Below are 13,795 nucleotides of genomic sequence, written 5' to 3' on the forward strand. Positions count from 1 at the left end.
TTAGCGTGCTTTATAAGGTTTATTGGCTCAACGCTATTTTGAATGAGGTGTGCTTTTACTACTATTTCATTGATAAATGAAAACGATGAACTGATAAATTTTAATTATAACTGGCAAAATGATCGATAGTGCTTAAGTCTAATCACCTAAAGTCTATCTAGGACAGAAAAATATCGCATGTTACAACTGCATCACTGATCTAAATTGCATCGCCTAGGCGCACAAAATAGATCAATCAAATGGATGAGAATTTTAATTAGAATCGGGTAAACAATCGTGTCTAAATCAGTATTAGTTATTAATTGTGGCTCTTCTTCAATCAAGTTTGCCTTATTACTTGAAGAACAGAATTTCCGTATTCACGGCTTAGCTGAGAACTTAGGCACAGAAAATGCCCGTATTAAAGGTGTGACTGTCGGTAATGAACCGGTAGACATCCATATCCCATTTGCAGATCATAAAAAAGCACTAGAAGTTGGTCTGGAGCGTCTAGCCAATTATAAACCAGATGCGATTGGTCACCGTGTGGTACACGGCGGCAGCTTGACTAAAGCCGAACTGATCAATGATGAAATTATTGAAAAAATTCGTGAAGCTACTCCGCTTGCACCACTACATAATCCAGCACACCTGATTGGAATTGAAGCAACGCAACGCCTGTTCCCGGATCTGCCACAGGTTGCAGTATTCGATACCGCGTTCCATCAAACCATGCCAGCACATGCTTACCGTTATGCCGTACCTAAATTCCTGTACACTGACTTTGGTGTACGCCGTTACGGTTTCCATGGTACCAGCCATGCTTATGTATCCGAGCGCGGTTCTGAACTGGCTGGCAGCTTCAAACAAGGTGGCTGGTTAACAGCACATTTGGGTAATGGAAGTTCGACCTGTGCCGTATGGAATGGGCAAAGTGTCGATACTTCTATGGGCCTGACTCCACTGGAAGGTCTGGTAATGGGTACCCGTAGTGGTGATGTTGACCCAAGTCTGCATAGCTTCCTGGCAGCGAATCTGGGCTGGGACGTCTATAAAATTGACAGAATGCTAAACAAAGAAAGTGGTTTGCTCGGTTTATCAGACAATCTGTCTAATGACATGCGTACGCTGATCGAAGCTTCAGAAAATGGCAATGAAGATGCAACGCTTGCGATTGAAGTATTCTGCTACCGTCTAGCGAAATCATTGGCCGCTTTAAGCTGTGGTCTACCGCGTCTTGATGGTCTGTTCTTTACAGGTGGTATCGGTGAAAACTCCGCTTATATCCGTGAAAAAACCATGGCTTACCTGCCACATTTTGGCTTTAACCTCGATAAAGATGCTAATAATGTATTAAAGCGTGGTACTGAAGGTCGCATCGATAATGGTACAGGCCCACAAATCTGGGTCGTACCAACCGATGAAGAAGGCCGTATCGCCAAAGAAACCCACAGCGTGGTTGAGCAGGAAGTGGAGAACACCACTGCAAAAAAGTCTGAACCTGAGGCTACGCTTGCTTAAGCAAGCGTAGGATTCCTATACCTTCTATTTGATTTTAGATATTTGAATACGCTATGAAGACCATTCTATTAGTTCCGACTGGGGAAGGCGTTGGTTTGACGTCAGCATGCTTAGGCCTGATTTACGCACTGGAATGCCAAGGTGTAAAAGCTGGTTTTGTCAAACCATTTTCTCAGGAAATTACGGATACGGCAGACCGTACCACTGCCCTGTATCGTCATATCTCCAATGCAAAAACTGTGGAACCCATCAACTATAACGCAATGATGCAACGCCTCAGTCATGGCGAGCAGGATGAACTTCTAGAGGATGCCGTGCGTCTGCATCGTGAAATTGCCCGCAATCACGACCTGATTATTGTAGAAGGTGTAGTGCCAAATGGTCGTGACAGCTTTGTCGATGAACTGAATGCTTCCCTGGCTCAGGCACTCGATGCCAAAGTTGTTATTGTCAGCAATGCCGATATCCGTCATCCAGTGCAAACAGCAGAAAAAGTTGAAAATCAGATTCGCAATTTTGGTGGTGCAAGCTCAACACGCCTGTCTAGTATCCTGTTCATGCGTACCAAAGGCTTACCTGAAGAATCTGCCCAGATTCCAGTGACCATTGATCCAGAATTGCGTCTGACTGTTGAAACTGAACAGTTTGTACAAGTTATTCAGAAAACCCATCCATATATCGGCTCTGAAAAGCTTCCAGTGATTGGCTTGGTTCCGTTTAGTAAAACCCTGAGCGTGCCACGTATGTCCGATCTGGCTGCACATATTTCTGCGCTATGGATCCATCAAGGTGAAGCGGCTCAACGCCGTGTTCAGCACAGCAGCCTGATTGCATCCAGCATTGAACATGAACTGCATAAATTTGTCGCGGGTGAACTGATCATTACTGCCTCTGACCGTGTCGATGTGCTGCTGGCAAGTAGCCTGGCGAGCTGTAATGGTATTCCACTGGCGGGGTTAGTTCTGACTGAGCAACATCAGCCAAACGAACAGGTGTTAGGTTTCTGCCAGTCTGCAATTAAACATGGCCTGCCAATTTTACATACCCCATTAAGCACATTTGAAACTGCGCAGAAGCTGGCCAATCTTGGCAATGAAATTCCAGTTGATGATACAGAACGTGCTGATCAGGTTACCCGTTTTGTATCTAGCCATATCAATCCAGACTGGCTGATTCAGATGCTAAATGGCACCTACAAGCCACGCCTGTCTCCTTCTGCTTTCCGTCATGAGCTGGTACAGAAATCGATTGCAGCAAAAAAACGTATTGTGCTACCTGAAGGTGATGAGCCACGTACTATTCAGGCTGCAGCTATCTGTCAGTCACGTGGTATTGCGCATTGTATTCTGCTGGCTAAGCCTGAAGCCGTACTGGAAGTTGCCAAAGCACGTGGCATTGAATTGCCAGAAGGTTTAGAAATTATCGATCCTGACCTGATTCGCGACGACTATGTCGAAAAAATGGTAATGCTGCGTAAAGGCAAGCTGAATGAACTGCAAGCCAAAGAACAGCTGCAAGATACTGTTGTTTTAGGCACGATGATGCTAGCCCTTGATCAGGTGGATGGCCTGGTATCTGGTGCAGTTCACACTACTGCGAATACTGTGCGTCCAGCCTTCCAGCTGATTAAGACTGCGCCAGATTATTCACTGGTTTCTTCGGTGTTCTTTATGCTGTTACCAGATGAAGTATATGTATATGGTGACTGCGCTATTAATCCGGATCCGGATGCTGCGCAACTGGCAGAAATTGCCATCCAGTCTGCTGACTCGGCAAAAGCTTTTGGTATTGACCCACGTATTGCTATGATTTCTTACTCTACCGGAACTTCTGGTGCCGGTGCTGATGTAGAGAAAGTGGCAGAAGCTACCCGTATTGCCAAGGAACGTCGTCCTGACTTGTTGATTGATGGTCCATTGCAATATGACGCTGCATCGGTTGAAAGTGTAGGTCGTCAAAAAGCACCGGATTCCCAAGTAGCTGGTCGTGCCAATGTCTTTATCTTCCCGGATTTGAATACGGGTAACACTACTTATAAAGCGGTGCAACGTGCAGCAAATGTGGTGAGTGTTGGTCCAATGCTGCAAGGCCTGAATAAGCCAGTAAATGACTTGTCACGTGGTGCCTTGGTAGATGATATCGTATTTACTATTGCACTCACTGCGATTCAGGCGGATCAGCAGGCAGCCCACTAACCTGCCAACCCCATTCTCTATCTGTGCTTTCATCATTCAATGGACACAGTGGATGGTTTTTGTTTTCAGTTCTTAAAAATTGCATATATAAGAATGCCAGTCAATTTGACTGGCATTCTTTGATAAATCATTTGCTTTTCTTATCACTCTTATAGAAAGAGATATCAGTTCAAGAAAAGTAGTTTGACTTACATCGTCGTCCATTCATTACGGACATCATCTGCCGCTTTATTCAAAATGACCTGATCACCTTTCACTTCACTGACCCAGCTTAACGGAATCAGATGATGCTCATTATTTTCGTCATCACTTCTTGTTAATTTAATTGAATCTTGACCTTCTAAATGGTCCACTTTTCCAACTTGTGTTCCGTCTGAAGCAATTACTGATGCATGTTCCTTGATGTCACTTGGATTTACTGTATTCATTACAATTGCCCTATTATTAATAGAAGTTGAGAGAAATCAGTCTAGGCAATAAAAATTCAGCAGTGTGTAAGGGTTATCAGGCTTTGAGTATTACTGGGTTAATAGTGTAATGATAAAAATACAGTGTGTTTCAACAAGTGAGTAGCGTAACGAATTGATGGAAAGATTTAGGGGATTGTCTGTTTAGAGAAATATGGGAATAATATTTTTATAAATTTTTTGGCATAAAAAAAGAAGATTAAGCTTAGGCTTGATCTTCTTTTTGACCGTACATCCAAGTTGCCGCGATATATACACAAAAACCGCTAGCCATCAAAATACCTGTAACCATTGTCTTAGGATCTCTTTGTTTCGATGTGTGCATTATGCGAAAGTTTTATGACAGTTATATGACAACATACAAAGTATTTTATTTTAAAAATAATTATAAATTTCAAATATTTAAAAAAATAAATACTATTTTTTGAGTTTTATAATATGAAATATGACAGTTATTATGACATTTTTTATTCAAATTATGACGCGATAGACTTTATCTCTAGATAGATAAGCGCACATTAAACTTTCGCCCAAAAGCCCTGTAAAACGTCCCACAACTTTTATGTTTTGTCATATAATTTAGCCCGCTAGCTATCAGCCCGCTCAAGAGATTTTTGTATGACAACTATTATCAAGCAAGATGACTTGATCACATCGGTTAAAGATGCGCTTCAGTTCATTTCTTACTACCATCCACAAGATTTCATCCAGGCGATGAGTCGTGCGTATGACCGTGAAGAAAACAAAGCGGCTAAAGATGCGATCGCGCAAATCTTAATTAACTCTCGTATGTGTGCAGAAGGCCACCGCCCAATCTGCCAGGATACCGGTATCGTAAACGTATTCGTTGAAGTGGGCATGGACGTTAAATTCGATTTAACGATGAGCTTGGACGATGCGATCAACGAAGGTGTACGTCAAGGTTACCTAGAAAATTCTAATGTCCTGCGTGCGTCTGTACTTGCTGACCCTGCATTCGGTCGTAAGAATACGAAAGACAACACCCCTGCTGTGATCTACCACAAACTTGTTCCTGGTAATAAAGTTGACATCACTGTTGCAGCGAAAGGTGGCGGCTCAGAAAACAAATCTAAACTGGCAATGCTTAACCCATCTGACTCAATCGTGGATTGGGTACTAAAAACTGTTCCAACGATGGGTGCAGGCTGGTGTCCACCAGGTATGCTCGGTATTGGTATCGGTGGTACTGCTGAAAAAGCCATGATGCTTGCAAAAGAAGCATTGATGGAAGAGATCAACATGGACGAACTTCTTCGTCGTGGTCCACAAAATAAACTTGAAGAACTTCGTATCGAAATCTTTGAAAAAGTAAATGCTCTGGGTATTGGTGCACAAGGTCTTGGCGGTTTAACCACTGTTCTAGACATCAAAATCAAAGATTACCCATGTCACGCTGCGGGCAAGCCAGTCGGCATGATTCCGAACTGTGCTGCAACTCGTCACGCACACTTCACGCTTGATGGTTCAGGTGTTGCAAACATTATTGCACCGAAACTTGAAGACTATCCTTCTGTTACTTGGGATTCATCTTCTTCTAAACGTGTTGACCTAGACACGATTACTCAAGAAGAAATGAACGCTTGGAAACCAGGTGATACCCTACTTCTTAACGGTACAATCTATACAGGTCGCGACGCGGCTCACAAACGTATGGTTGATATGTTGAACAACGGTGAAGAGCTTCCTGTCGATCTTAAAGGCAAGTTCATCTACTACGTAGGTCCTGTAGATCCAGTAGGCGACGAAGTTGTAGGTCCTGCTGGTCCAACCACGGCTACACGTATGGATAAATTTACACGTCAAGTCCTTGAAGCAACTGGCATGTTTGGCATGATTGGTAAAGCGGATCGTGGTCCTGCTGCTGTTGAAGCCATCAAAGATAACAAAGCAACTTACCTCATGGCTGTGGGTGGTGCTGCTTACTTGGTATCGAAAGCCATTCGTGAAGCTGAAGTTGTAGCATTTGCTGACCTTGGTATGGAAGCAATCTACAAGTTCGTGGTGAAAGACATGCCTGTATCTGTTGCGGTTGACGTAAACGGTACTTCTGTACACGCAACTGCACCAAAAATCTGGCAAGCTAAAATTGGCAAGATTCCAGTAGTTGACGCTGCTGCAGGCTAAGTTAATCTGCAAAAAAAGCACCCTTGATGGGTGCTTTTTTATTGCGCTCTTTTCCTATAAAAGTTTAATTACCAAGTACGCGGATCCCATAACTTAAATGGGGTAGTCAGTTGTACGTCTTCAGTCGGATTATATTCGATGGCTTCAATTTTCTGTGCCTTTTTACGAATTTTCCCCGTTTCCTGATCTTGGGCAACAAAATTAAAACTATCCGACTTAAGCTGGGTAAATGCAATTTCATTTAAACCAACAGTTTCAGGCATCAGCATTAGCGGACCTGTAGCTGTACGGCGAGTCGTTATATTTTCTTCATCATATTTAATGAAGTAGGATTTGCCGGATTCCACGCTAAAATCCAGATATTTCGGTTTCTGGAAATGCAGTGCACCGAGCGGACGGCTGGTACTCAGACGATACGTACCTGGTGGCAGCTCAACCCAGTAATAATGATTATGCAACAGACTTGGAATACGTTCCTGATTGATAAAGATACTGGCAGCCACAATTTCCTGGCGGTTCCATTTCGAATCTGGACGATATAAGTAAACCATTGCCGCCTGTTCATGCTGCGGCTTCACTGGTGAAAAACGTTGACCCAGCTTTTGATTGACCCATCCACCAATCGTGAACATGCCTACCTTATGCTGCTCGACAAAACCCGGTTTTTTGTTCAGATCGATATTTTTCAGTGTTGATGTCAGTTGCTGTTCCTGAACGGCGTGCTTCGAATGACACCCCATTAAAGCTAAACTGCTGATGAGTACAATTGCGGCTCCACGCATGCTTATCCCTCACTGCGTCTTTATTATTTTATGTACATTTTTATAAATTTATATGAATGATCAGGCGTCCACGCCTAAGAAACGAGATTAACATTGTGATTTATTTTTGAAAATAAAAAACGTGCGAAAACAGTTCATTTTCGCACGTTTCAGACGAACAGCAGTTAAGCAGACTTGCTATTTACTACCTTTAAGTCAGCCTTGGGAGTAGCAGTCGGTTCAATAGCGGCCTGACGTTCCGGGCGGAATTCCGGTTTAGCCTCGCCATTGATCACAGCCTCACTCACTACCACAGTACCAACATCGGTACGGCTTGGCAGGTCATACATGGTTTCAAGCAATGAGTTCTCAAGAATAGAACGCAGACCACGTGCACCTGTATTACGTTCCAGGGCTTTTTTCGCCACAGCGCGTAATGCAGAATCTTCAAAGACCAGGTCTACATTTTCCATATCGAACAGATGCTTATACTGACGAGTTAAAGCATTCTTTGGCTCAGTCAGGATTTGCATCAAAGCTTCTTCATCCAGCTCATCCAGCGTTGCGATCACTGGCAGACGGCCAATGAATTCTGGAATCAGACCGAATTTCACCAGGTCAGTTGCTTCGACTTGGCGGAACAGGTCAGATAGCTTCTTGGTTTCCTCTTTATTGCGTACTTCTGCAGTAAAGCCGATACCACCCTTCTCCTGACGTTGCTGCACAATTTTCTCAAGTCCTGAGAATGCACCACCACAGATAAACAGGATATTTGAAGTATCAATCTGAATGAATTCCTGCTGCGGGTGCTTACGGCCACCTTGTGGTGGAATTGAAGCAACCGTACCTTCGATCATTTTTAATAACGCTTGCTGTACACCTTCACCCGATACATCACGTGTAATGGATGGGTTTTCAGACTTACGGGTAATCTTGTCGATTTCATCGATATAGATAATACCCTTTTGCGCTTTCTCGACATCATAGTCAGCTTTTTGCAGCAGTTTCTGTACGATGTTTTCAACATCTTCGCCCACATAACCTGCTTCGGTTAAGGTCGTTGCATCTGCCATCGCAAAAGGTACATCTAAAAGACGTGCAAGGGTTTGTGCCAGTAAGGTTTTACCCGAGCCTGTTGGACCGACCAGCAAAATATTACTTTTGGCAATTTCAACGCTGTCATCAGCTTTTTTACCATTGGTCTGCACTTTTAAACGCTTGTAATGGTTATATACTGCAACAGATAACGTCTTTTTCGCTACGTCCTGACCAATTACATATTGATCTAGCGCCGCACGGATCTCATGCGGTTTCGGCAAAGGACGATTCGCCCAGTCATTGGTTTCTACCTGTTGACTGGTCTGAACCAGATCCAAGCATACGTCTACACATTCATTACAGATGTAGGCGTCTTCGCCAGCAATCAGCTTGCCGACTTCAGACTGCGTTTTACCGCAGAATGAACAATGCTTTTGTCCTTGAGTATGTTCGGACATAGTCTCTCCAATATCTCAATCTTTCAAACTTATGGACGTTTCGTTAGAACTTCGTCCACGAGACCATATTCTTTCGCTTGCTGAGCAGTCATGAAGTTATCACGGTCAGTATCACGCGCGACTTTATCAAAGTCCTGGCCACTGTGTTCTGCCATCAGACGGTTTAAACGCTCTCTGATAAACAGGATTTCACGGGCATGGATTTCAATATCAGATGCCTGACCCTTAAAACCACCCAATGGCTGGTGAATCATGACACGGGCATTTTCAAGGCAATAACGTTTGCCTTTTGCGCCCGCATTTAGCAGAAATGCACCCATTGAGGCAGCCTGACCCATACAATAAGTCACAACATCCGGCTTAATGAATTGCATGGTATCGTAAATCGCCATACCTGCAGTCACCGAACCGCCTGGCGAGTTAATATATAGATGAATATCCTTGTCAGGATTTTCAGCTTCTAAAAACAGCATTTGCGCAACAATCAAGTTGGCCATGTTGTCTTCAACTTCACCAGTCAAGAAAATTACCCGCTCACGTAAAAGACGTGAATAAATATCAAAAGAACGCTCACCACGAGATGATTGTTCTACCACCATTGGAACTAAAGCGTTTTCAATCGCTGGAACATACATACGTTTATTTATTCCTAAATTTTTTGTGACTTAACCCATAATTACAATATGAGGGATAATGATCTAAATTGCAAAAAAATCGCCATGAATTCCATGATATTTTTTGCATTAGTTTTGTGAAAAACGGATTAGGTCATAGAAAGCTAAAGTATTAAAAAAAGGCGCTTAAAGCGCCTTTTTTGTGACCAGCTAAACTTAGCCTTGTTGGCGAGCTTGCTGAGCTTTTAATAGGTCTTCATAGCTAACCTTAGTGTCAGTCACTTTAGCAGCAGCTAGGATGTGATCAACAACTTGGTCTTCGAGAACAACTGCTTCGATTTGAGCACGTTGTTGCTTGTCGTTTTTAAAGTATTCAATCACTTCAGCAGGATCTTCATAAGAAGAAGCCATGTCTTCGATGTAAGCTTCTACACGTGCTTGATCAACTTCGATTTTGGCGTCAGCAAGTACTTTACTTACCAATACGCCAAGTTTCACTGATTTTTCAGCTTGTTCTTTGAACAATTCATCTGGAAGCATGCTTGAATCAAATGCTTTCGCGCCTTGGGCACCAAACTGTTGAGTGAACTGCTGGATCATTTGTTGACGTTGACGGTCAACTTCTTGAGCAAGCATTGAAGCTGGAATTTCAACTTCGTTTGCAGCTACAAGTGCATCAAAAGTTGCGCCTTTCACCTGGTTGCGAAGACCGTTTTTCACTTCACGTTCCATGTTTTTACGAACGTCAGCTTTCAGTTTTTCAACGCCTTCTTCTTCAGTTAAACCGAAAATTTTCAGGAATTCAGCATCAATCTCTGGAAGTTTTTGTTTTTCAACAAGTTTCACAGTGATTTTGAATTGAGCTTGTTTACCAGCAAGGTTTTCAGCTTGGTAGTCTTCTGGGAAAGTTACATCGATAACTTTCTCTTCGCCTTTCTTCATGCCGATGATGCCATCTTCGAAGCCAGGGATCATACGACCAGAACCTAAAACAAGTTTAAAGTCTTCTGCAGAACCGCCTTCAAATTTTTCGCCATCAACTGAACCTTCGAAATCGAAAGTTACTTGCATGTCTTTTTTCGCCATGCCTTTAGTTTCAGCCCAAGCAGCACGTTGTTTTTGAAGATTTTCGATCATCTTTTCAACGTCTTTGTCGTTTACTTCAGCTTCGTTGCGCTCAACTTCAAGGCCTTCAAAATTCACTTCAACTTCTGGGTAAACTTCAACAGTTGCTTCATAAACTAAAGCATCATCTTTCATTTCAGTTTTTTCGATGTTTGGCATACCAACAGCGTTGATTTTCTCTTGTTGGATTGCTTCAAAAACTGTATCGCGAATGATGTCGTTAACAACTTCTTGGTAAATACCAGCGCCGTATTCACGACGAATAACGTTCAAAGGCACTTTACCAGGACGGAAGCCGTTGATCTTCGCAGTTTTAGCAGTGCGTTTTAAACGAGCTTCAAATTGCTCATTAATTCGGCTCGTCGGTACAGAAACATTTAAACGACGGGCAACGCCCGAAACCGCTTCAGAAGTTACTTGCATGGCTTCCTCTATATATTTGGTAATAACAGGTTTATAAAAATGTGCCACATTATATGACAACATTTGCAGATATACAAAACACAATACTTTAATCGTCTTTATTGATGCTGTAATAATCAAATTTATTCAGTCAAATTCATTTTTCTTTGATTAAATATCCCTTCCCTCAAATAAGAATAGATATATTGATTACTCAAACTGGACAGATCATCCCATTCTTCTGCATTTATGGATTTTTATAGGACTTTTAGTAAACTTTTCTTTATCTTTTCTTCAAAATTCTTGAACTCTAATAATCTCAATAAAAGTAAAGATAATAATCTATTAATCAGATTTATTTTAAATACATTAACTTAGAAACATTTTGATACACTATAACATTGATCAAACCAATTAATAAAATTATTTAAATCTCCATTTCCTATCTACAAGTAATTCTTAATTTAAATAAGAATTATTATTATTCGCATACATAAATTTTATGCTTTTTTCGGGTTCCCACATGTCGTTTATCAAATCACGTAAAAAACTCGTTTCATCGGCGATTGCCTCTTCCCTCTCGATTGTAACTGTAAATGCTGTGGCTGATGAAAATGTGGTCAAGCTCGAAACTATTCATCAAGAAGTTAAAGCTGGACAGACACCAAGTTTAAAAGTAGATAATTCCGCAAATAAGAAATTTGTTGCACCCTTACTGGATACACCTAAATCTGTATCAGTAATTTCTAAACAACTGATTGAGGATACTCAAGTTACTACTCTTGCTGACGCTTTACGTACTGTACCAGGTATTACCCTTGGTGCCGGTGAAGGTGGCAACCCGAATGGTGATCGTCCATTTATCCGTGGTTATAACTCTGAAAGCTCAATGTATGTAGATGGAGTTCGTAGTGCAACTTCGCAAAACCGTGAAATGTTTGCCGTTGAGCAGGTTGAAGTCACCAAAGGTTCGGCTTCTGCTATGGGCGGTGCAGGGACCACTGGTGGTAGCATTAACATGATTTCTAAAGTTGCCAAAGCAGGGGATTCTTTAGAAGGTTCTGTTGCTGGAGGCACGGACAGCTACGCACGTATTACCTTAGATGGTAATAAAGATTTTGGTAACGGTGTTGCAGCGCGTGTGGCTATCATGGGGCATCAAAACGAAAAAGCAGGTCAAAAAGACGGTGCTGAATATAAACGTGCCGGTATTGCGCCAAGTATTAGTTTTGGTCTAGATACCCCTACTCGTGGGACTTTAAGCTATTACTACTTAAAATCTGATGATACACCAGATTCTGGTGTGCCTTACTGGAATTCAGCAACTCAAACTGCTGTAGGCAAACCACTCAATGCTAAACAAGGTATTTATTATGGTTGGCTGGATCGTGACTTCCAGAAACAGGAAAACCAGATTGGTACTTTAAAGTTAGAGCACGATTTAACAGATGATCTAACCATTAGTAACACGGTTGTTTATGGTCGATCTAAAAATGATTATGTCTGGACTCAGCCAGATGATTCCAAATTAAATATTGCCAATGGACAAGTGGTTCGTCGTGCAAATACCCGTATTACTGACACAGATACATTTAGCGATCAGCTTTCATTAACCGGTAAATTTAATACGGGTACACTAAAGCATAGTTTTAATGTAGGCACTGAATATTCTAAGCAAGAATCTGACAAAGGAAATTATTTACTTACAGATTTAGGGCAGGCGGCAAGCTCTACTCTTCCGGCTAACCTTAGTGGAAGCAAAGCATGTAATACATTTACCAATGCTACCTCAAATTATTGGTGTACGAGTGCTGATAACCCGAACTCAAATGATCCCTGGTTAGGTTCAACTTCTGCAAATCGTGCAATTTCTACTACAACCACTAAAAATACATCGGTGTATTTCTTAGATAACATTGAGATTAACCCTCAATGGCTGTTAGATCTTGGTGTGCGTTGGGATAAATTTGATACTGAGCAGGTCTACAACAAAGAGTCAGGCTCTGGCAGTAGTTTAATTCCAGCTGGAACAAAATTTGGTACTAATGATGATTTCTTTAATTACCAGGCAGGTCTAACATTTAAGCCAACTGAGAATGGCAGTATTTATGCAAGCTATGCAACTTCTGCCAACCCAGTGGGTGTAGACGCTGCTGATGGTTCAGAAGGACTTTCTGTACCTGGACGTAATACCACTGAAGCACAAGCTCAGGCCATGAACAACCTTAAACCTGAGGAAGTTCGCACCATGGAACTTGGCACAAAGTGGGATTTATTTAATGATAAATTAAATCTAACGGCTGCTATTTTCCGTACTGAAAAAACCAATACTCGCGCTACTGATACCGACGGTTTTACCCGTAATATTGGTGAAACACGTGTGGACGGTTTTGAACTTGGAGCGAACGGCAATATCACTGACAAATGGGCTGTATCTGCTGGTTATACTTATCTAGACAGTGAAATTGTCGATGATGGTGCAGGTACCAATGATGGTAACCAGGTTCAGAATGTTGCGAAAAATTCTGCAACTCTTTGGACGACTTATGATCTAACCCCTGCTTTCACAGTTGGTGCGGGTGCAGTTGCCATGGATAAAGTTTACGGTAATGCCGACAACACCAGATACGTTCCAGGTTATGTTCGCTACGATGCAATGGCGCGTTATAACGTGAATCAAAATGTTGACCTGCAGTTGAATGTAAACAATCTGACTGATGAACGTTATTTCACTAAAGCTTATGCATCTCACTATGCAACTGAAGCAGAAGGCCGTAACGCAGTTCTTTCTCTGAACTTTAAATACTAAGTTTTAGCTTCTTCCCTCATCAAAAAATAGCCTCATTCGTGAGGCTATTTTTATTTTCTGAAAGATATAAAACTTTAAATCTAGATTTAGTTCTATTTACGCACCTTTTGATAAAAAGCTTTAAATAGAAAATAATTACATTTTTTTAATCTTAGGTAAAAAACTGAAAAATAAGTTTATTTTGAAATTTTTCTTAATAGAAATCCCAGATTAAAGTTTGAATATTAAACAGTAATTTCATCCATAAATTCATAAGAATGACTTAATTGAATATTGTTAAT

At 41.7% G+C, this 13,795-nt stretch carries 9 protein-coding genes; 4 read left to right on the forward strand and 5 right to left on the reverse strand.

All coding sequences use genetic code 11. The features are described 5' to 3' along the window. Positions 1 to 276: 276 nt before the first annotated feature. Both HADU_RS00385 and pta read left to right on the forward strand, forming a co-directional pair. Complete coding sequence (locus HADU_RS00385) at positions 277 to 1,500, forward strand: acetate/propionate family kinase (protein WP_004890138.1); 1,224 nt, start codon at positions 277 to 279, stop codon at positions 1,498 to 1,500. Positions 1,501 to 1,553: 53 nt separating this feature from the next. Then, entirely contained in the window at positions 1,554 to 3,695 is a 2,142-nt protein-coding gene (gene pta / locus HADU_RS00390; protein WP_008302014.1) for a phosphate acetyltransferase, read from the forward strand. A gap of 188 nt (positions 3,696 to 3,883) precedes the next feature. Here pta and HADU_RS00395 read toward each other — a convergent pair whose 3' ends face one another. Further along, positions 3,884 to 4,123 carry a DUF2171 domain-containing protein gene (locus HADU_RS00395; protein WP_008302015.1) on the reverse strand — a complete coding sequence of 80 codons (240 nt, stop codon included), beginning with the start codon at positions 4,121 to 4,123 and terminating at the stop codon, positions 3,884 to 3,886. A 657-nt stretch (positions 4,124 to 4,780) separates the two neighbouring features. Here HADU_RS00395 and HADU_RS00400 point away from each other — a divergent pair. Further along, positions 4,781 to 6,307: a fumarate hydratase gene (locus tag HADU_RS00400; protein ID WP_008302017.1), complete on the forward strand. Its 1,527-nt coding sequence runs from the start codon at positions 4,781 to 4,783 to the stop codon at positions 6,305 to 6,307. A 68-nt stretch (positions 6,308 to 6,375) separates the two neighbouring features. Here HADU_RS00400 and HADU_RS00405 read toward each other — a convergent pair whose 3' ends face one another. From HADU_RS00405 to tig, 4 genes are all read right to left on the reverse strand, one after another. Beyond that, the gene (locus HADU_RS00405) at positions 6,376 to 7,089 is read right to left on the reverse strand and encodes a DUF2846 domain-containing protein (RefSeq protein WP_008302018.1); all 714 of its coding nucleotides are present in this window, start codon (positions 7,087 to 7,089) and stop codon (positions 6,376 to 6,378) included. Between the two features lie 164 nt (positions 7,090 to 7,253). Continuing rightward, positions 7,254 to 8,564: an ATP-dependent protease ATP-binding subunit ClpX gene (gene clpX, locus HADU_RS00410; RefSeq protein ID WP_005220905.1), complete on the reverse strand. Its 1,311-nt coding sequence runs from the start codon at positions 8,562 to 8,564 to the stop codon at positions 7,254 to 7,256. Between the two features lie 29 nt (positions 8,565 to 8,593). Further along, a complete protein-coding gene (gene clpP, locus HADU_RS00415) occupies positions 8,594 to 9,199 on the reverse strand; it encodes an ATP-dependent Clp endopeptidase proteolytic subunit ClpP (RefSeq protein ID WP_004813202.1) in 606 nt (201 codons plus the stop codon). A gap of 195 nt (positions 9,200 to 9,394) precedes the next feature. After that, positions 9,395 to 10,726, reverse strand: a complete 1,332-nt coding sequence (gene tig / locus HADU_RS00420) for a trigger factor (protein ID WP_004813205.1) — start codon at positions 10,724 to 10,726, stop codon at positions 9,395 to 9,397. 502 nt (positions 10,727 to 11,228) lie between these two features. Between tig and HADU_RS00425 the strand changes: the two genes are divergently transcribed. Continuing rightward, entirely contained in the window at positions 11,229 to 13,514 is a 2,286-nt protein-coding gene (locus tag HADU_RS00425) for a TonB-dependent receptor (protein WP_004813207.1), read from the forward strand. Positions 13,515 to 13,795 lie beyond the last annotated feature (281 nt).

Origin of the sequence: Acinetobacter sp. HA (genome assembly GCF_000264725.1) — a bacterium.
Taxonomy (GTDB): domain Bacteria; phylum Pseudomonadota; class Gammaproteobacteria; order Pseudomonadales; family Moraxellaceae; genus Acinetobacter; species Acinetobacter schindleri.